Source organism: Sphingopyxis sp. BE235, from assembly GCF_031457175.1.
In the GTDB taxonomy this organism is placed as follows: domain Bacteria; phylum Pseudomonadota; class Alphaproteobacteria; order Sphingomonadales; family Sphingomonadaceae; genus Sphingopyxis.
In genome coordinates this window covers 1,260,963-1,281,165 of the sequence record NZ_JAVDWC010000002.1, presented here as the reverse complement: position 1 = coordinate 1,281,165, position 20,203 = coordinate 1,260,963, and the positions used below count along the sequence as shown (strand labels likewise).

Here is a 20,203-nt window from a genome sequence, read left to right as displayed (position 1 = left end):
ATTGATGCCGCGCAATCTATTCGTTGATCCTGGTCAATGTTTTTGCCCCGCCGCACGGCCAAGAGCGGTCCTGAACCATGCGGCGTCAAAGCCGCGCGAAAACAGGGACAAGCGATATGGACACTCTGGTAGCAAAGGCGGGGGGCTGGCTCGGCCTGGCCCTGCTCGCGCTGGTGATGGCGGCGGTCGCGGTCGATGCGCCCTTCGCCGTCCATATGATCATCGTCGCGCTGGCCGCTTTGCTGATGCTCTGGACGACCGTGTCGCGCGCCGATTATGAGGCGATCGCGCGCGGGATATTGAAGATGCCCGCCGATCAGGGCGTCTATGACGACGATCCGGTGCGTTGGGGGGTCGTCGCCACGCTGTTCTGGGGCATCGCCGGCATGGCCGCAGGGCTCTTTATCGCACTCCAGCTCGCTTTCCCGGCGCTGAACCTCAACCTCGAATATACGACCTTCGGGCGGCTGCGGCCGCTGCACACCTCGGCGGTCATCTTCGCCTTCGGCGGCAACGCGCTGATCGCGACGAGCTTTTACGTCGTCCAGCGCACCTGCCGCGCGCGGCTCGCTTTCCCGACGCTCGCGCGTTTCGTCTTCTGGGGATACCAGCTCTTCATCGTGCTTGCCGCCACCGGCTATCTGATGGGCGTCACCGAGGCACGCGAATATGCCGAGCCCGAATGGTATGTCGACCTATGGCTGACGATCGTCTGGGTCGCCTATCTGGTCGTTTTCACCGGCACGATCGTCAAGCGCCGCGAGCCGCATATCTATGTCGCCAACTGGTTTTACCTCAGCTTCATCGTCACCATTGCGATGCTCCACATCGTCAACAATCTGTCGGTGCCGGCGAGCATCTTCGGGTCGAAGAGCTATGCCGCCTTTGCCGGGGTGCAGGATGCGCTGACGCAATGGTGGTACGGGCATAATGCGGTCGGCTTCTTCCTGACCGCGGGCTTCCTCGCGATGATGTATTATTTCGTGCCGAAGCAGGCCGAGCGGCCGGTGTACAGCTATCGCCTGTCGATCATCCACTTCTGGTCGCTGATCTTCCTCTACATCTGGGCGGGGCCGCACCACCTCCATTACACCGCGCTGCCCGACTGGGCGCAGACGCTGGGCATGGTCTTTTCGGTGGTCCTGTGGATGCCGAGCTGGGGCGGCATGATCAACGGTCTGATGACGCTCAACGGCGCGTGGGACAAGATCCGCACCGACCCGATCATCCGCATGATGGTGATGGCGCTCGCCTTCTACGGCATGAGCACCTTCGAAGGCCCGATGATGTCGATCAAATGGGTGAACTCGATGTCGCATTACACCGACTGGACGATCGGCCACGTCCACAGCGGCGCGCTCGGGTGGAACGGCATGATCACCTTCGCGGCTGTCTATTACCTCGTGCCGCGCCTGTGGGGACGCGAGCGGCTCTACAGCCTGCGCATGGTCAACTGGCACTTCTGGCTCGCGACCGTCGGCATCGTTTTCTACGCCGCGTCGATGTGGGTCGCGGGCATCATGCAGGGCCTGATGTGGCGCGAATATGGAGCCGACGGCTACCTCGTCTACAGCTTCGTCGAAAGCGTCGCGGCGATGCACCCGATGTACCTGATCCGCGCCGCGGGCGGGGCGATGTATCTCGCCGGCTTCCTGATCATGGTCTTCAACGTCTGGGCGACGCTCAGCGGCAAGGTGCGCGCCGAAAAGCCGATGACCGAAACCCCGTACAACGCCGCAGCGGACTGCCCGCTCGCGCCCGTCCCTGCCGAATAAGGAGCCCGGATCATGGCCACCAGACCCGCCAAACAGGGCTTCAGCCACAAGAAGATCGAACGCAATGTGACGTTGCTCGGCGCGCTCGCGCTGCTCACCGTCACCATCGGCGGCATCGTCGAGATCGCGCCGCTTTTCTGGATCGACAACACGGTCGAGAAGGTCGAGGGCATGCGCCCCTATACCCCGCTCGAGCTCGCCGGACGCAACATCTACATGCGCGAGGGCTGCTACACCTGCCACAGCCAGATGATCCGTCCGTTCCGCGACGAGGTCGAACGCTATGGCCACTACAGCCTCGCCGCCGAGAGCATGTACGACCACCCGTTCCAATGGGGGTCGAAACGCACCGGGCCCGACCTGGCGCGCGTCGGCGGCCGCTATTCGGACGAATGGCACAAGGCGCATCTGATCGACCCGCGCAGCGTCGTGCCCGAATCGATCATGCCGCCCTATGCCTTCCTCGCCGAACGCGATCTCCAGACGGGCGACATGGCGAACGACCTGACCGCGCTCTATCGCGTCGGTGTGCCCTATACGAAGGCCGACATCGCCAAGGCGAACGATGACATCCGGGCGCAGGCCGACCCCGATGCCGGCGCGGGCGATCTGCAGAAGCGCTATCCGAAGGCGCAGGTCCGCGACTTTGACGGCGACCCCGCGCGCGTGACCGAGATGGATGCGCTGATTGCCTATCTTCAGATGCTCGGCACGCTGGTCGATGTCGACAAGGCGGCGCCGCAGGAACGCGCCGGCGAAACGGAGGCGGCGCGATGAGCTACGACGCGCTTCGCCATTTCGCCGATAGCTGGGGGCTGCTCGCGATGGCGCTGCTGTTCCTCACCCTTATCGCCTGGCCGTTCCGGCCGAGCGCGCGCGCCCGCAACGAAGAGGCCGCGAACATGATCTTCAAGGACGACGAGCATGGCTGATCTGAAACAGCGCATCGACGAGGCGACCGGCACGAGCACGGTCGGCCATGAGTGGGACGGGATCGAGGAACTCGACACGCCGATGCCGCGCTGGTGGCTCTGGACCTTTTACGCCACGATCGTCTGGGGGCTGGCTTATGTCGTCCTCTATCCGGCGTGGCCGATGGTCGACAGCGCGACCAGGGGCGTCCTCGGCTGGTCGAGCCGCGGCGACCTTGCAAAGGAAATGGCGGCCGATGCTAAGCGCCGCGCGCCGACGGTCAATGCCATCGCCGCAACCGCGATTACCGATCTGCCCGCGAAGCCCGAACTGATGCAGGCGGCGGTGCAGGGCGGCGGCGCGGCGTTCCGCGTCCATTGCGTCCAGTGCCACGGCGCTGGCGGTGCGGGGGTGAAGAAGCTCTATCCGAGCCTGACCGACGACGACTGGCTGTGGGGCGGCGATCTGGCGACCATCGAATATACGGTCACCCACGGCATCCGGAATCCCGACCACAAGGCGACCCGCACCAGCCTGATGCCCGCCTTCGGCCGCGACGGCATTCTCGACGCGGCGCAGATCGGCGATGTCGTCAGTTTCGTGCGCACGATCAGCCGGCAGGAAAAGGTCAGCGCGTCGTCGTCGCGCGGCGCGACGCTGTTCGCGGACAATTGCGCGGTCTGCCACGGCGCGGGCGGCGAAGGCGGGCGGCAGGTCGGCGCGCCGAAACTGACCGATGCGATCTGGCTGTACGGCGGCGATCGCGACAGCCTGACCGCGACGATCACGCAGCCGCGAAACGGCGTGATGCCGCGCTGGGGTGGCCGGCTCGATCCGGTCACGATCAAGATGCTGTCGGCCTATGTCTATTCGCTGGGCGGCGGCGAAAAGGGGCTTGCTCCCCTGACCGAAGGGCAGGGAGCCGATGGCCAGCCCTGAAGATATCTCCGGCCAGCCGGCGCCGCTCTACGAAGCGCGGAAGGGCGTTTACCCGAAAGCGGTGAACGGTCCCTTCCGCCGCTTCAAATGGGCGATCATGGCGGTGACGCTGGCGATCTATTACGGCACGCCTTGGATCCGCTGGGATCGTGGTCCTTACGCGCCCGATCAGGCGGTGCTCGTCGACCTCGCGAACCGGCGTTTCTACATGTTCCAGATCGAGATCTGGCCGCATGAATTTTACTATGTCGCGGGCCTGCTCATCATGGCGGGGATCGGGCTGTTTCTTGTCACCAGTGCGGTCGGGCGCGCCTGGTGCGGCTATGCCTGTCCGCAGACGGTGTGGACCGACCTGTTCCAGCATGTCGACCGGCTGGTCGATGGCGACCGCAACGCGCAGGTCCGGCTGGCGAACGGCCCGTGGACAGCCGAAAAGCTGGCGAAGCGAGCGGTCAAATATGGCATCTATCTGGCCATCGCCTTCTGGACCGGCGGCGCGTGGATCATGTATTTCGCCGATGCGCCGACGCTCACGCTGGACTTCTGGACGGGGCAGGCGGCGCTCGTCGCCTATGGCACCGTTGCCGTGCTGACCGCGACGACCTTCATCCTCGGCGGATTTATGCGCGAGCAGGTGTGCGTCTATATGTGCCCTTGGCCGCGCATCCAGACCGCGATGATGGACGAAAAATCGCTGCTGGTGACATACAAGGACTGGCGCGGCGAACCGCGCGGCAGCGTCAAGAAGGCGCAGGCTCACCCCGGCGGCTTCGGCGACTGCATCGACTGCAACCAGTGCGTCGCCGTGTGCCCGACGGGAATCGACATTCGCGAAGGGCCGCAGATCGGTTGCATCACCTGCGCACTCTGTATCGACGCGTGCGACAGGGCGATGGCGCAGGTCGGTCGCCCGCGCGGGCTGATCGACTATTGCACGCTCGACGATGCGGCGACCGAAAAGGCAGGCGGCACCGGGCAGTCGATCCGCAAGACGCTGCTGCGTCCGCGCACCTTGATCTATTTCGGCGTCTGGACCGCAATCGGTGCGGCGATGCTCTTTTCGCTCGGCCAGCGGACGCGGCTCGACCTTGCCGTCCAGCACGAGCGCAGCCCGCTCTTCGTCCAGCTTTCCGACGGCCACATCCGCAACAATTACACGCTGAAGCTGCGCAATATGGAAACGCGCCCGCGCCGGGTCGCGGTGAGTGTCAGCGGGCTTCCCGGTGCGGTGCTGTGGACCGACGCCGGTTCGCGTGAAAAGGCCGGGCAGCGTATCGAACTGGCGCTGCCCGCCGACAGCGTCACGAGCGTCAAACTTTTCGTCGCGGCGCCCGCCATCGGTCCGGCGCGGCAGGATTTCACGATCGGTACGCGCGGGCTCGACGGCGATCCGCGCGGCGACAGCGACATCATCCAGTTCGACCGGCCGGAGGCAGGACAATGACCGACACACGCAAACCCAAGGCCTTCACCGGCCGGCATATGACGGCGATCCTCGTCGGCTTTTTTGCGGTCGTGATCGCGGTCAATCTCACCATGGCGCGCTTCGCCATGTCGACCTTTGGCGGCAAGGTAGTCGAGAACAGCTATGTTGCGAGCCAGCATTATAACGAATGGCTAAAACGTGCCGACGCGCAGGACCGGCTGGGGTGGAATGAGAGCATCACGCTCGATGCGGGGCGTCATGTCCTTCTGACGATCCGCAAGGACGGAGCCCTGCTCGATGGCGTTCAGGCCTCTGCGACCATCAATCACCCCGTTGGGCGCATCGCGCCCGCTGCGCTGCGTTTCGAGCCGGCGGCGGGCGGCGTGCTGCGCTCGGTCGAGCCGCTGGCGATAGGGCGCTGGCGGCTCGACCTTATCGTCCGGCACGGCGCCGACGAAGCCCGCTATCGCGAGGATCTGCAATGACCGCCACCGCTCTCGTCGAACGTGACTTCGCGGTGCCCGATATCCGTTGCGCGGGCTGTATCGCCAAGCTGGAGCAGGGGCTGGTGCGCGACAGGCGCATCGCCGCCGCGCGCGTCAATTTCACCGAAAAGCGCGTGCATCTGTCCTGCACCGCCGACACCGACATGCCCGACCTGATCGGCGCTTTTTCGAACCTGGGGTTCGAGGCGCATCCGATCGGGAGTGGCACCGACGAAGCCGATGCCGAAGCGGAAACGAGCCGCGAACTGCTGCGCGCGGTCGCGGTATCGGGCTTCGCGATGATGAACATCATGCTGCTGTCGGTGTCGGTCTGGTCGGGGGCGGCCGGGGCGACCCGCGACCTGTTTCACTGGCTGTCGGCGGCGATCGCCTTGCCAACCGTCGCCTATGCCGGGCGGCCCTTTTTCCGCTCCGCGTGGCGGGCGCTCCGTCACGGCCGGACGAACATGGACGTGCCGATCAGCATCGGCGTTGCGCTCGTCTGCGCGATCAGCCTGTACGAGACCGCGACCAGCGGCCCGCATGCCTATTTCGACGGCGCGGCGATGCTGCTTTTCTTCCTGCTCTGCGGCCGCTGGCTCGACAGCGTGATGCGCGACCGCGCGCGCGGCGGCGTGATGGCATTGCTGCGCAACATGGGAACCGGCGCGATGGTGCTCGGTGACGATGGCCGCAGCCGCTGGGTCGACGCGACCGCGCTGGAGCCCGACATGGTGATGCTTGTCGCGGCGGGCGAGCGGCTGTCCGCCGACGGGGTCGTCATCGGCGGGGCCAGCCAGCTCGACCTGTCGCTGCTGACGGGCGAAAGCGCACCGCAACCGGTCCATCCCGACGACCGGGTGCATGCCGGCACGTTGAACCTCGACGCGCCGATCCAGGTGCGCGTGACCGCAGCGGGCGCCGACACCGCCATCGCCGACATTGCGCGGCTGATGGGCGAGGCGGCGCAGGGCAAGTCGCTCTATGTCCGCATCGCCGACCGCGCCGCGCGACTTTATGCGCCTGCGGTTCATTGCCTCGCGCTGATGGCATTCGCGGGATGGATGATCGCGGGGGCGGGGTGGCATCACAGCCTGCTGATCGCCGCCGCGGTGCTGATCATCACCTGCCCCTGCGCGCTCGGTTTGGCGGTTCCGGCGGCACAGATCGTCGCGGCGGGCGAACTGATGCGCGCGGGCGTGCTGATCAAGGACGGATCGGCGCTCGAACGGCTCGCCGAGGTCGACCGCGCGCTCGTCGACAAGACGGGCACGCTGACGCTCGGGCGCCCCGAAGCGATCGGTCTCGAACGGCTCGATATCAGGGTGAAGTCGCTGATCCTCGCGCTGTCGCAGGCGAGCCGTCACCCGCTGAGCGAGGCGCTGACGCGGGGATTGCAGGCATATGATGTCCAGCCCGCCGAGGTGACGTCGATCCGCGAGACACCCGGCTTTGGCATCGAAGCGCACTGGGCGGGGCGCATCGTAACGCTTGGCCGACCGCAGGCGGGGGACCTCAGCGACGCGCTCGCGACCGGACTGTCGGTCGACGGCAAGGCGGTTGCGACGATCCGCTTTGCCGACCGCCTGCGGCCCGACGCCGCCGAAGCGATCGACGCGTTGGGGCGTCAGGGTATCGAAGCGATGATCCTGTCGGGGGATCGTGCCGAGGCCGTCGCGCCGGTCGCGCGCCAGCTCGGGCTGACCGCACAGACGGGGATGAGCCCGCAGGACAAGCTGGACGCGATCGACCGGCAGGTCGCGCTGGGCCGCAAGGTGCTGATGATCGGCGACGGCCTCAACGATGGACCCGCGCTCGCGGCGGGCTATGCGTCGATGGCGCCGGGATCGGCGAGCGACGTCGGCAAGAATGCGGCCGACTGTATCTTCCTCGGCGACCGGATGATGCCGGTGGCGCAGGCGGTGCATATGGCGCGTCGGACGCAGGCGATCGTGCGGCAGAATTTCCTGCTCGCGATCGGATATAACGCCGTCGCGGTGCCGCTGGCGTTCCTCGGCTTCGTCACGCCGCTCGTCGCGGCGATCGCGATGTCGGGCTCGTCGCTGATCGTGGTCGGCAATGCGCTGCGGCTCAAAAGGGCGATCCGGTGAACGGGCTGGCCTTCCTGATCCCGATTGCGCTCGGTCTCGGCCTGCTCGGTCTCGCCGCCTTCTTCTGGTCGCTGCGCAAGGGACAGTTCGACGATCTCGACGGCGCCGCGCTGCGCATCTTTGTCGAGGATGAGGAGGAGCGGGCATGAAGCTGCGCAACCTCCTCGTCGCAATGGGCGCCATTGCGCTGATGCAGCCGCCGGTCGCGGCCGATGCGCGCATCCTGTCCGTGCCCTCGTGCGGCGGGGCGACACACCGGATGATCGTCCCTGGCGATCCCGCCGATCCCGACCAGCGGCGCGACTGCGCCAAGGCGTGCCACGCCGTCACCGACCGGCGCAGCAAGGCGGCCGGCGTCAAAAAGGGCTGCTGCTGACGTACCTGCGTTGATCCCGGTCAATGTTCGGGCGCAGGCGCGGGGGTAGGAGGCTTGCATGTGGTCCTATCATCCTGATCTGCTCGCCAAGCCGGTGCCGCGTTACACCAGCTATCCCACCGCGATGGAATTTACCGACGCTGTCGGCGCCGACGATTATGCGCGCGCGCTCGACGCGATCGAGGCGGCGACGCCGGTCTCGCTCTATGTCCACATCCCCTTTTGCGAGCAGATCTGCTGGTATTGCGGCTGCAACACGGGGGCGGCCGGGCGCAAGCAGAGGCTGGCTGACTATCTGGTCGCGCTGCGCGCCGAAATCGCGCTTGTCGCAAAGCGGCTCGGCGGCCGCGGGCGGGTGCAGCGCATCGCCTTTGGCGGCGGCAGCCCGAATGCGATCGCGCCCGTCGAACTGGTGCGGCTGCTCGACCGCATCCTCACCGTTTTCGACGCGCACCGTCCCGAGGTGTCGATCGAACTCGACCCGCGCGGCTTTTCCGCCGAATGGGCGCTGGTGTTCGCGGCGGCGCACGTCACGCGCGTCAGCCTCGGCGTCCAGACCTTTGCGCCTCACGTCCAGCAGGCGATCGGCCGCATCCAGCCGCTGTCGCATATCGAACGCGTCGTCGCGGCGCTGCGCCTGCGCGATATCGATGCGATCAATTTCGACCTGATGTACGGACTGCCCGGCCAGTCGCTCGCCGACCTCGACGCCACACTCGATGAAACGATCCGCCTCGAACCGAGCCGGATCGCCTTGTTCGGCTACGCCCATCTTCCCGACATGATCCCGCGTCAGCGGCGGATCGATGCCACCGGCCTTCCCGATCAGCGGCTGCGGTTCGAACAGGCGGAACTGGGATATCGCCGGTTGACCGACGCCGGCTATGTTCCCGTCGGTTTCGATCATTTCGCGCGGCCGGACGATCAGCTAGCCGTCGCGGCGGCGGCGGGACAGGTCAACCGTAATTTCCAGGGGTTCACCGACGATGACGCACCGGTGCTGCTCGGCTTCGGAGCAAGCGCGATCAGCCGCTTTCCCGACCTGATCGTCCAGAACGAAAAGCGAGCAGGGCCGTACCGCGATTTGGTCGGTGAAGGCCGCCTGACTGTGGTGCGCGGCGTAGCGGTGGACAATGCCCAGCAGGTGAGAGGAAAGAATATCCGCGACATTTTGTGCAGCGGTCGCACCCGCATCGGAATGGGTCGCGGGAAGCATGTCCGGAATATTCTTGCCGATTACGAGCGTCGCGGAGTTGTCGAATGGGACGCGGACGATCTCGTGATCCGCGACGAAGGCTTGCCCTACGCACGCCATGTCGCGGCACAATTCGACAGCGTGAGGGGCGCGATCTAGTTCGTCAAAGCCGCGTCTGCTTTTCGCGCGCTCTGACCCAAAGCGGACAGTCTCCAACCGGCCAAATCGGGCCCAATTGGCCTGAAAACACTCCGTGCCCTTGCGTCGCTCGTCATCTTCGTCGAGCAAGAGCCGAACCGGGAAAACAGGAGAGCGACATGCTGACAGTCCATCATTTGGGGATTTCGCAATCAGAGCGGATCGTGTGGCTCTGCGAAGAGCTTGGGCTCGAATATGAGCTAAAGCGTTATGACCGGAGAGCGGACAACCGTCTGGCGCCCGACGAGTACAAGGCTCTGCATCCGATGGGGATCGCACCGGTGATCGCCGACGGCAATCTTGTGTTGGGAGAGAGCGGCGCGATCTGCGATTACATCTGCGCCCGCTACGGTAACGATCAACTGGTACCTTCAGTGGACTCCCCGGATTTTGCCGACCACCTATTCTGGTTCCACTGGTCAAACGGGACCTTCATGACGATCCTCATGATGCAGCTTGTGCGCGGTGACGTAGACGCGAGCGATCCCCGCTCAGCTTTCGTGGACGCCCGGAATTCTGCCGCTTGGTCCATGATCGAAACGAGGCTCGGCGAAGCTCCCTTTTTCGGTGGCGCGAACCTGACGACCGCGGACATCATGATGGTCTATTGCCTGACCACGAGCCGCGCGTTTCGCGGGACATCGATTGACGCGTATCCCAATGTGAAGGCGTACCTCCAGCGGATCGGGGCGCGGCCTGCATATCAGGCAGCGATGGCGAAGGCTGAGCCCGGCATGCAACCCATGTTGGCATGAACTGGACAACGGACCGGTTGGCGCAAGGGCAATTCCGAGGTCGATCGCTGAAAGCCAGCCTTCCGCGCTCGGCCAGCCAACAGCGGACTTTCCGCAAACGGCCACTCATACGCTTGAGATGATCTCTCTGGCGTAAGCCGGGCAGTTGGCGCTTCATCGCTCCGCGCGGACTTGGTTGATGGTCTTTCCTGTCCATCGCCTGACGGCACGGCGCAGGTTCGCGCTGTCGCTGAAGCCTACTTTCCACGCGACGTCGTCGACGCTCATCCGGGTGGTCTGCAGATACTCGATCGCAAGCTTGCGGCGGACATCATCGACGATCTCGCCATAGCTCGTGTCTTCTGCGGCGAGCCGACGGCGCAGGGTTCGCTCTTGCAATCCCAGCTGCTCCGCGATCGAAGTCATTGAGGCCGACTGGTTCGGGGCGAGCAGCAGGAGCTGATAGACCTCGCCGGACAATCCCGATGCGATCCGCGACTGGCCGATCAGCCGGTCGCAAGTCTCTTCGAGCATCGCTCTTGTGAGCCGGTTGCCGAGTTCTGGTGTCTGCTCCAGAATTCCGATCGGATAATGAAGCTCGTTGGCATCCTGCCCATAGGAGCAAGGACAGGACAACGCCTGTTCGTCGGCGGATGCCTGCCCGTCTTCGGGCAAGGCGAATATCGCCTGCACGGGCAAATTGTCTGCCCCGGCGGTGTCCCGGATATGGGTGTAGGTCATCTTCATCTGCTGGCGGACGAGGAAGGTCCGGACCTCGTTGCTCATGACGTCGCGATAGATTTCCTCAAAACGCCAGATCGCGAACGCGCCTTCCGTTCGCCATCCGAGCCTCACCGTCGGCGTGGCGAGCGGTTGGTATCGCACGGCGAAGTCGAAGAACTCGCGCATCGTGGGCGAGCACATCAGCGCGTAGCCATACATGCCGTAGGCCGAAAGATGGAGCCGCGACCCGATTTCGAATGCGTCGCCGAATTCAGCGCCCGCGGCGACGATGTTTTCGCACGCAACCAGATATTGGCCGATCGAGGTCAGCGTGTGGGGATCGCGTACATCCGCGAGTGTCAATCCCGTGCGATCCAGAACTGTCTCGGGTTTGATGCCGCGGCCGGCGACGGCCTCAATGACGGTCGCCAGCTTGAAAGGCGCAAAGATCCGCTGGTTCAGCGAAGGAAAACCGGCGCGCGTGCTGCTGGTCGCAGCCCCTGCCTGCGCATCGACAATCGACATCGTCATTCTCTCAACCTTGTCCGCCAAAGACACATCGTTGTCCGTCCGGGCGCTTACAAACCTCTCTGGCAGACCATAAGCAGGGCATCAAGTCGGCAAAGTCCGGCCGCGGCCCCGGCCGCATTCGAAGAGCGAGGGAGAGGACCATCATGTCGAACAACATCCTATTCATGGCGGGCCGCGCATGTCTGCTATCGGGCTCCGCAATCGCGGCGGTGCTTCTCGTGCCGACGGCCGCGCGGGCCCAGTCGGCCGAAGACATCACGCAGTCGAACGCGGACGGCGAAACTGACACCGAAATCGTCGTGACCGGCACAAGCATTCGCGGCATCCCGCCGACGGGGTCGGGGCTCATTGGCGTCACGCGTGAGGATGCGAAGCTGATCGGCGCGGCGAGCACCCCCGAACTGCTCGCAACCGTCCCACAGCTCAACAGCTTCAACACGGCGCCGCGTACCAGCAATGGCGGGCTGGGATCCTTCGCGCCGGGCCTTCGCGGACTCCCGCCTGCCGCCACCCTGCCGCTGATGAACGGGCATCGCCTGATCTCGGGGAGTACGCAGCAGACCAACCCCGACTATCCGTTTCTTCCCGAACTCGCAATCGAGCGGGTCGAGATCGTCGCCGACGGGGCTTCGGCCATCTACGGCTCGGATGCCGTGGCCGGCGTCGTCAACTTCATCACGCGGAAGCGCGTGTCGGGACTGGAGGCGAATGTCCGCTACGGCTTCGCAGACGACTATGACGCCTTCAACGCGGGGGGCATCTTCGGCCATGACTGGGGTAGCGGCTCGTTTGTCGCGGCCTATCAATATTCCGAGAACAGCAATATCACTGGCGCCGACCGGCGATATCGCTCGCTCGACTTCCGGGCCGCAGGCGGCGTCGATACGCGCTCGGCCGTCTGTCCGGATGCGAACGTCAATCTGTTCACCGGCACGATCTATGCTGCGCCTAGCCTGGCGCCCGGGCTCAACACCTGCGACCCGCGCGGGCCGGTCGATCTTGTGCCGGAAAACCGCACCCACGCCGCCTTCGTCTCGGCGCGCCAGGACCTGTCCTCGAACGTGACCCTTTGGGCCGATCTCCTCTACTCTGATCGACGGGATATCGTTCAGGCTGCGCTGCCCGGGCAGACCTTTGTCCTGATCACCGCGGCCAATCCCTTCTTCCGGGCTCCGCCCGGCACCGGGGCGACATTTGAATTTGTCGACTTCAGGCCCGACAACCTCGTTGGCGCGGATCATTTCGACCAGACATTCCGCGTCAGGAGCGGGAACGCCACGGCCGGGCTCGACATCAAATTGCCTGGCGACTTCAAGGCCAGCGTTTTCGGTACATTCAACTGGGCGCGAAATGATACCTTCCAGCCCGGCATCAACACCACAGCCCTGACGGCAGCGGCAGCCGGCACGACGACCGCGACCGCACTCGACCCGTTCGGTACCCGCACCAATCCGGCGGTTGTCGCCGCAATTCTCGACAATCCGACCGATTTCACCAACCGCCAGCGCACCCGGATCGGCGCCGTGAAGATCGACGGACCGCTGGCCAACCTACCCGGCGGGGATCTCAAGGTCGCGCTTGGCGCCGAATATCGGCGCGAAACCTACATGCAGCGCGGATCAAGCGGAGGCGTCGGCTTTCCGGAAGATCTGAGCCGCAACATCGCGTCGGTCTATGGCGAGCTGTTCGTGCCGATCGTCGGCGAGGGCAATGCGGGGCCGATGGCCCATAGCCTCGCCCTGTCGCTCTCAGGGCGCTACGATCATTACAGCGACTTCGGCTCGACGACCAATCCGAAGGTCGGCATCACCTGGGAGCCGATCGAAGGCGTCAACTTGCGCGGCAGTTACGGCCGGTCGTTCCGGGCGCCCGGACTTCGCGACCTCGGCTCGACCGTGGGCTCATATTATGCCGCAGCGGCGCTAGTCGACGCCTTCGGCGTGCGCGATCCCTTGCGCGGGGCAACTCAGGTCAACACGATGCTGCTCTTCGGCGGCAATCAGAATCTGAAGCCGGAAAAAGCCCGGACCTTCTCGTTCGGGCTTGACCTGAAGCCGGCCTTTGCGCCGGGCCTGACGGCCGGTGCGACTTTCTATGACATCAGATACCGTGATGTGATCGGAACGCCGTCGGGCCTCGGCGCGCTTGTCTTCACCGATCCTACCTTCGCTTCGCTGGTCATCCGCGACCCCAGCGCTGCGCAGGTCACGTCCGCGATCACGAATACCGTTCCCTTCTTCTATACCTTCTCGGCGGTTCCGACGATCGGCAACATTCTGGACCTGCGCCAAGGCAATTTCGGTATTCGCAAGACGAACGGCATCGATTTCGACGTGCGGTATCGGCATTCGGCGGACTTTGGGACAATCTTCGGCGGGATCGCGGGCAACTACATCCTGAAATATCGCACCCAATTGTCGCCGACCTCGGCGGTCAGCAACTCGCTCGACGCCGGGATTCCCCGAACGACCCTGCGCACCACGCTCGGGTTCACGGCCGGTCCGGTGACGTTCGTCAATTTCGTCAATCATCGCAGCGGCGTTACCGCGTCCTTCGCGACCCCGACGGGCTCGAGCCTCTATCGGTCGAAAAGCTATACGACGGCGGACCTGCGCCTTTCTGTCAAGCTGCCTGACACGGGCTTCATGAAGGGAACCGAGATCGGCCTGCAGATCAACGATCTGTTCGACAAGACGCCGCCCTATTTCCCCGGAACCGACGGTATCGGCGGCACTTATAATGCGATCGGTCGTTATGCGGCGATGAGCCTCCGGACCGCCTTCTGACCTTTTGAGGCGGCGCACCTCGACGAGATCGCCGCCTCTCCTTCGTCGTCGAAGCCCGGAGGGATCGGCGACGCCCGACTATGCTCGTTATCTTTCCCGCCATTTCAACAAGGCCCTCCCAGTCGATGAATCTTTCCAGCAACAGCGCAGATGTTTCGGGTCCGGTTCCGCAGATGCGCCTGTACTCAGATTGGCTCAAGGCGACGCAGGGCCTCGACTTCGCGAGCTTCGAGGATTTGCGGCGTTGGTCGGTGGGTGACCTTGCTGCCTTCTGGCGCAGCATCTGGGACTATGATGAAATCGAATCCCCGGCACCGTTCGTCGCGGTGCTGAGCGACGACGCCATGCCGCAGGCGCGCTGGTTCGAGGGCGCCGAGGTCAGTTATGCGCGCCACATATTCCGGCATGCGGCCGCAGCCGATGAGGCCGGCCAGCCGGCGATTGTCGCCATGAACGAGCGCGGCGACACTGTCGAACTTAGTTGGGCCGAGCTTCGCCGGCAGGCGGCGTCGCTGGCGCTTGAATTGCGCCGGAACGGGATAGGGAAGGGGGATAGGGTTGCGGCCTACCTGCCCAACATTCCGGCGGCAGTCATCGGTCTGCTCGCCTCGGCGAGCCTCGGCGCGATCTGGACACTGTGCTCGCCCGACATGGGAACGAGCGCGGTGCTCGACCGGTTGCTGCAGACGAAGCCCAAGGCCCTGATCGCGGTCGACGGCGTCTTTTATGCGGGCAAGGCGATGGACCGTAGCGCCGCCGTCGCCGAAATATGCGCCGAGTTGCCGTGTATCGAGCGATTGTTCCTTGTCACCAGCGGATATGGCGCGGCCGCCGTTCCCGGTGCGCTCGACTTCGCCGAGGCGGTCGGCCGCGCCGATGCCGCGGTGGCGGCGTTCGAACCCGAATGGCTGCCCTTTGATCATCCGCTATGGATCCTCTACTCGAGCGGGACGACCGGGCTGCCCAAGGCGATCGTGCACGGGCACGGCGGTGTGCTCCTCGCGACGGCTGCGGGCCGGCTCCATTTCGATCTCGGGCCGAGCTATTCCGCGAACAACTTCGGCGACCGGTTTCACTGGTTCAGCGCAACGGGCTGGGTCATGTGGAATATCCAGGTCGGCGGACTGCTCAGTGGCACGACCATCTGCATCTTTGACGGCTCGCCGAGCGGAACGAAGGCCGATCCCGACTGGAGCCGGCTCTGGGACTTTGCCGCGCGCACCGGCGTCACCTGGTTCGGTGCCGGCGCGGCCTTTTTTGCAAGCTGCCGCAAGGCCGGCTTCGAGCTGGCAGGTGTAGAGGGGGTCGCAGGCATTCGCGCGCTCGGGAGCACCGGTTCGCCGCTTCCCCCCGATGTGCAGCGCTGGGGATCGGCCCAGTTCGAAGCTGCCGGGCGGCCCGACATCTGGTGGTGCAATGTCAGCGGTGGAACCGAAATCGCCGCCGCCTTCATGGCCGGAAGTCCCGAACTGCCCGACACGCCCGGCAGGCTTCAGTGCCGCCATCTCGGCGCTGCTATCGAGGCATGGAACGAGAACGGCCAGCCCGTGACCGACGAGGTCGGCGAGCTTGTTTGCACGCGGCCTTTCCCAAGTATGCCGCTCTATTTTTGGGGCGACGACGAGGGAAACCGCTACCGGGAAGCCTATTTCTCCGAATGGCCGGGTATCTGGCGCCATGGTGACTGGCTCACGATCGGTATCGACGGCGGCTGTACGATCTCGGGCCGCAGCGACGCGACGATCAACCGGCACGGGCTGCGTATGGGCACCGCCGAGATCTACGCGGCGGTCGAAGGCCTGCCGGGCGTTGCCGATACGATGATCATCGATGTCGAGGATGGCGCGGGTGGCAGCCAGCTGATCATGTTCGTCGTCCCGGACGAGGGGGAGCACCTTCATTCCGCCATGGAAACAGCGATCGCATCGGCTATCCGCACCAGCCTCTCGCCGCGCTTCGTGCCCGATCGCCTAATCGCCGCGCCGGCTATTCCCCTCACGCTGTCGGGCAAGAAACAGGAGCTGCCTATCAAACGGCTGTTTGCCGGCTGGCCGGTTGCAAAAGTGATCAATGCCGACGCGACTGCCACGCCAGACATTCTGCCTTGGTACATCGACCAGGCACGGCGCTGGCAGCGTGCGGGAGATGCCGCATGAAGGCGGCCGTCGTCGGAGCAGGGCTGATGGGGACGGAAATTGCGCTGGTCTTCGCGTTGGCCGGCCATGATGTCCTGTTGACCGATCTGTCGGAAGAGGCGCTTGATCGCGCGATGGCGCGGCTCGGCAGCCTCATCGAGAAAGGCATCTCGCGGCAAGCCTATGCTGCCGACACAGCGCGCGAGGCGCTGACCCTTATTCGGCCGACGACGAAGATTGTTGAACTTGCCGACCGCGATCTCGTGACCGAGGCGGTTTTCGAATCGCTGGACGCCAAGGCGGGCGTCCTCAAGACGCTCGACGATTTGTGCGCGCCGCACTGCATCCTCGCGTCGAACACGTCGACGCTCCCGATATCGACGCTCGCGGCTTCTTTAAGGCCCGGGCGCCGTCCGCTCTTCCTCGGCACGCACTATTTTTCGCCCGTGTCGCGAATGCAGCTTGTCGAGATCATCCCGGCCTTTGGTACCGAGCGCGCGACGGTCGAACAGGTTGCGGCGTGGCTGGAAGGCGTGGGCAAGCAGCCTGTCGAGATCAAGGATGTGGCCGGGTTCGCCGTCAATCGCATGCTCCACGCCCTTCTCATCGAAGCTGTCCGCCTCGTGGAGGAGGGGGTGGCAACGCCGGCCGATCTCGATACGGCTTGCCGTCTCGGGTTGGGGCATCCGATCGGTCCGTTCGCGATGATGGACGTCGTGACGTCGGATCTTTGTCTGCAGGTGCAGAATATTTTGCACGATGCTTATGGCGAGCGGTTCAGACCTCCGGCGCTGCTTAAGCAGCGCGTCGCGGCGGGGCTGGGTGGTGGCAAGGGGCGCGCGGGCTGGGTGCAGAACGGATAAAGAGCAGCGAAGGGAGGAGGCTTATGGACAGCATGCAACATCGGGGCGGAGCCGCGCCCACTGTTCCCCGCAAGCCGGGCAACCGGGGGCTGGTGCTCGGCATGCTCTGCTTCGTCTATGTGCTGAACTTCCTCGACCGGCAGCTCGTGTCGATCCTTGCAAAGCCGATTCAGGACAGCCTCCAGATCAGCGACAGCCAACTCGGCCGGATCACGGGCTTCTATTTCGCACTCTTCTATTGCTTCATTGCCATCCCGGTCGGGTGGCTCGCGGACCGTACGAACCGGGTGAAAGTTCTCTCGATCGCCTGCGGCCTGTGGAGCGCCGCAACCGCCGCGTGCGGCATGGCCGCCAATTATGGCCAGCTCGTCGTCGCGCGTATGGCGGTCGGCGTTGGGGAAGCGGGCGGAGTGCCGCCGTCCTATGCGATCATCTCGGACACTTACCCCCGCGAGCAGCGCGGGACCGCCATGGGCATTTTCAATCTCGGGCCGCCGCTCGGCTCGGCGCTCGGGGTTGCCTTCGGCGCATCGCTGGCAGCCGCCTATGACTGGCGCATACCCTTTTATGTCGTTGGCGCGATCGGCGTGTTCACTGCCGTCATCGTCTATCTGGTTATTCCCGAGCCCGAGCGGGGTCGGTTCGATCCGGTGCCGGCGCCCACGGCAACTGCCGCTCCCGCGCAAAGCTTCGGATCGGCGATCCGTGCCTTCTTCGGCAACCGTGTTCTGGCCGTCGCGGCGCTGGCGAGTGGTGCGGCCAACTTCATCACCTATGGCCTCAGCAATTTCGCGACGCTGTTCCTCATGCGCGAGAAGGGGATGACGCTCGAAGATGTCGCGATCTGGTATGCGCTGGCGGTCGGGTTCGGAATGGGCGCCGGCATCTTCGTCGCCGGTCGTCTGATCGACCGCTTCGCCGTCAAGAACAAGGCCGCCTATGCCAGCATTCCGGCGCTCTCGCTGCTCCTCGCCTTGCCATTCTTTCTCGGCTTCGCGGCTGCTGATCGCTGGGAGACCGCGCTCGCCCTGCTGTTCGTTCCGCTCTTCCTCAACTCCTTCTTTCTTCCCGCGACGGTCACCTTCGTCCAGGGCGAAGTCGATCCCGGCGCGCGGGTGATTTCCGGCGCCTTGCTGCTCCTCGTCATGAATCTGATCGGCCTTGGCCTCGGTCCGACCTTCGTCGGCATGGCAAGCGACTATTTCCGTGCCGACCATGGCGAGCATGCGCTGCGGATGGCCTATTATGCGCTGGCGCCGATGTATCTCGTCGCCGCGCTGCTCTTCGTCTGGCTCGCCCGGTTGATCCGGAAATCGGAGGCCGGTCCGGCGGACGCATCAACTTTCGGGAGACAATAATGAAGCGGATATCTGGCATCGCTCTGCTGGCGGGCGTCGCGGCGGGATCGCTGGTTCCGGTGAGCGTTGCGGCGAAAGCGCCGGTTTCCAGGGCCGCGTCCGCGATCGAGGCGGCGCCGGCGCGATGCGCGAGCCTCGCCGGTCTCAAGCTTGCCGACACCAGCATAACGAGCGCGGTCCTTGTGCCGGGCAAGCTGGCGGAGACGTCGATCGCCGGCGATGCGGCGGGATATCGAAGCTTCTGCCGCGTCGTCGCGCATGTGCGCTCGGCGCCCGGGTCCGACATCGGCGTCGAAATCTGGTTGCCGGTGGAAGGGTGGGCCGGCGTCTTCCACGGCAATGGCAACGGAGGCTTTGCCGGCATTCTCGCGGGCGGCTATTCGGGGATGGCGGATGGTCTGCGGCGCGGCTTTGCAACCGCGACGACCGACGCCGGTACGGCGCCCGCGACGCCGCTGGAGGGCGATGCCCTCATAGGACAGGACCGCAAATGGCGCGACTGGGGGCGGCTCTCGACGCATGTGATGACGACCACCGGCAAGGCGATCACCAAGGCCTTTTACGGGCAGCCGGCAAAGCGCTCCTACTACACCGGCTGCTCGACCGGGGGACAGCAGGGGCTGATCGAGTCGCTCTATTATCCCGACGATTATGACGGGATCCTCGTTGGCGCGCCGGTCATGAACCGAACCTGGGGCCATGCCGCCGTCCTGTGGGACTATGCAGCTGCACATCGCACGCCGGGCAGCCTGCTATCGGACGCCAAGCTCAAGCTGCTCAATCGGACCGCGGTCGCGACCTGCTGGAAACAGGGGCACGGCCTTGCGGGCGACCGCTTCATCTCGGATCCGATGAGCTGCACATTTGATCCCGCTGTCCTCGCATGCAAAGCCGGGGCATCCGACGCCTGTCTCACGCCGGCTGAGGTAGAGACCGCCCGCGCCTTTTACTCGGGGCCGGCAACTGCGGAAGGCAAGGCAAGCTATTTCGGCTGGTTGCCCGGTAGCGAGATGCCCGACACGTTCGGCTGGGCTTTCCTCCAGAAGCCAATCAACGAAGAACCGCCGTTCGGCGCCCTGTTCAAATGGGTGTTCGGCGCGGACTGGGACTGGAAGAACTTCGACTTCGACCGCGATATGTCTTTGGTGGATCAGCGGTTAGACGCGATCGTCAATGACGCGACGCGGGGTAGCCTCAAGGCCTTCGCCGCCCGCGGCGGCAAGTTGATCGTCTATCATGGGCTCGCCGACACGCTCGTCGCGCCGGGGCAGTCGGTCGCTTTTTACGAACGGCATGCAAAGGCGTTCGGCGGCATGGACAATCTGGCGAACAACGCGCGCCTGTTCCTCGCGCCCGGAATGATGCACTGCGGCGGTGGCGCTGGTCCCGACGCCTTCAATGGCACGCTCGGTATCCCGCCGCAGCCGCCCAGCTATGATGGGAGGCACGACATCTTCTCGGCGCTGATCGACTGGGCGGATGGCGGCAAGGCGCCTGAAAGCATCATCGCGACGAAGTTCGCAAGCGACGATGCCGGAAGGGTGGAAATGCAGCGGCCGCTCTGCCCCTATCCCAAGAAGGCGGTCTACCGCGGCTGGGGCTCGACGGCTTCAGCGAGCAATTTCAGCTGCGTTGCGCCGGACGCCCGATGAGGGA

General features: G+C 64.9%; 17 protein-coding genes. 16 read left to right on the top strand and 1 reads right to left on the bottom strand.

What is annotated here, in order from left to right; translation table 11 throughout:
- Window positions 1-116: 116 nt before the first annotated feature.
- The 11 genes from ccoN (at window position 117) to J2X38_RS13275 (ending at window position 10,172) form a co-directional block, all read left to right on the top strand.
- The gene (gene ccoN / locus J2X38_RS13325; RefSeq protein ID WP_310254762.1) at window positions 117-1,775 is read left to right on the top strand and encodes a cytochrome-c oxidase, cbb3-type subunit I; all 1,659 of its coding nucleotides are present in this window, start codon (window positions 117-119) and stop codon (window positions 1,773-1,775) included.
- 12 nt (window positions 1,776-1,787) lie between these two features.
- A complete protein-coding gene (gene ccoO / locus J2X38_RS13320) occupies window positions 1,788-2,552 on the top strand; it encodes a cytochrome-c oxidase, cbb3-type subunit II (RefSeq protein WP_058538806.1) in 765 nt (254 codons plus the stop codon).
- The gene (locus J2X38_RS13315; RefSeq protein ID WP_054731544.1) at window positions 2,549-2,707 is read left to right on the top strand and encodes a cbb3-type cytochrome c oxidase subunit 3; all 159 of its coding nucleotides are present in this window, start codon (window positions 2,549-2,551) and stop codon (window positions 2,705-2,707) included. Before ccoO ends, J2X38_RS13315 begins: the two co-directional genes overlap by 4 nt.
- On the top strand, window positions 2,700-3,626 hold the full coding sequence (gene ccoP / locus J2X38_RS13310; protein ID WP_310254756.1) for a cytochrome-c oxidase, cbb3-type subunit III: 927 nt from the start codon (window positions 2,700-2,702) through the stop codon (window positions 3,624-3,626). Before J2X38_RS13315 ends, ccoP begins: the two co-directional genes overlap by 8 nt.
- Window positions 3,613-5,070: a cytochrome c oxidase accessory protein CcoG gene (gene ccoG, locus J2X38_RS13305; protein ID WP_310254754.1), complete on the top strand. Its 1,458-nt coding sequence runs from the start codon at window positions 3,613-3,615 to the stop codon at window positions 5,068-5,070. Before ccoP ends, ccoG begins: the two co-directional genes overlap by 14 nt.
- On the top strand, window positions 5,067-5,537 hold the full coding sequence (locus J2X38_RS13300) for a FixH family protein (protein ID WP_310254752.1): 471 nt from the start codon (window positions 5,067-5,069) through the stop codon (window positions 5,535-5,537). Before ccoG ends, J2X38_RS13300 begins: the two co-directional genes overlap by 4 nt.
- Complete coding sequence (locus J2X38_RS13295; RefSeq protein WP_310254750.1) at window positions 5,534-7,648, top strand: heavy metal translocating P-type ATPase; 2,115 nt, start codon at window positions 5,534-5,536, stop codon at window positions 7,646-7,648. The genes J2X38_RS13300 and J2X38_RS13295 overlap by 4 nt, the downstream gene beginning before the upstream one ends.
- Window positions 7,645-7,797: a cbb3-type cytochrome oxidase assembly protein CcoS gene (gene ccoS, locus J2X38_RS13290; protein WP_310254748.1), complete on the top strand. Its 153-nt coding sequence runs from the start codon at window positions 7,645-7,647 to the stop codon at window positions 7,795-7,797. The genes J2X38_RS13295 and ccoS overlap by 4 nt, the downstream gene beginning before the upstream one ends.
- Entirely contained in the window at window positions 7,794-8,024 is a 231-nt protein-coding gene (locus J2X38_RS13285) for a hypothetical protein (protein ID WP_310254746.1), read from the top strand. Before ccoS ends, J2X38_RS13285 begins: the two co-directional genes overlap by 4 nt.
- Before the next feature lie 58 nt (window positions 8,025-8,082).
- Window positions 8,083-9,378, top strand: a complete 1,296-nt coding sequence (gene hemN, locus J2X38_RS13280; protein WP_310254744.1) for an oxygen-independent coproporphyrinogen III oxidase — start codon at window positions 8,083-8,085, stop codon at window positions 9,376-9,378.
- A 158-nt stretch (window positions 9,379-9,536) separates the two neighbouring features.
- A complete protein-coding gene (locus J2X38_RS13275; RefSeq protein WP_310254742.1) occupies window positions 9,537-10,172 on the top strand; it encodes a glutathione S-transferase in 636 nt (211 codons plus the stop codon).
- 153 nt (window positions 10,173-10,325) lie between these two features.
- Here J2X38_RS13275 and J2X38_RS13270 read toward each other — a convergent pair whose 3' ends face one another.
- A complete protein-coding gene (locus J2X38_RS13270) occupies window positions 10,326-11,405 on the bottom strand; it encodes an AraC family transcriptional regulator ligand-binding domain-containing protein (RefSeq protein WP_310254740.1) in 1,080 nt (359 codons plus the stop codon).
- A 143-nt stretch (window positions 11,406-11,548) separates the two neighbouring features.
- Between J2X38_RS13270 and J2X38_RS13265 the strand changes: the two genes are divergently transcribed.
- From J2X38_RS13265 to J2X38_RS13245, 5 genes are all read left to right on the top strand, one after another.
- The gene (locus J2X38_RS13265) at window positions 11,549-14,191 is read left to right on the top strand and encodes a TonB-dependent receptor domain-containing protein (protein WP_310254738.1); all 2,643 of its coding nucleotides are present in this window, start codon (window positions 11,549-11,551) and stop codon (window positions 14,189-14,191) included.
- 125 nt (window positions 14,192-14,316) lie between these two features.
- Window positions 14,317-16,347 carry an acetoacetate--CoA ligase gene (locus J2X38_RS13260; RefSeq protein ID WP_310254736.1) on the top strand — a complete coding sequence of 677 codons (2,031 nt, stop codon included), beginning with the start codon at window positions 14,317-14,319 and terminating at the stop codon, window positions 16,345-16,347.
- The gene (locus J2X38_RS13255; protein WP_310254734.1) at window positions 16,344-17,189 is read left to right on the top strand and encodes a 3-hydroxyacyl-CoA dehydrogenase family protein; all 846 of its coding nucleotides are present in this window, start codon (window positions 16,344-16,346) and stop codon (window positions 17,187-17,189) included. Before J2X38_RS13260 ends, J2X38_RS13255 begins: the two co-directional genes overlap by 4 nt.
- 23 nt (window positions 17,190-17,212) lie before the next feature.
- Window positions 17,213-18,547 carry an MFS transporter gene (locus J2X38_RS13250; RefSeq protein ID WP_310254732.1) on the top strand — a complete coding sequence of 445 codons (1,335 nt, stop codon included), beginning with the start codon at window positions 17,213-17,215 and terminating at the stop codon, window positions 18,545-18,547.
- Window positions 18,547-20,199 (top strand): tannase/feruloyl esterase family alpha/beta hydrolase, encoded by a 1,653-nt coding sequence (locus J2X38_RS13245; protein ID WP_310254730.1) that lies wholly within the window; start codon window positions 18,547-18,549, stop codon window positions 20,197-20,199. The genes J2X38_RS13250 and J2X38_RS13245 overlap by 1 nt, the downstream gene beginning before the upstream one ends.
- Window positions 20,200-20,203 lie beyond the last annotated feature (4 nt).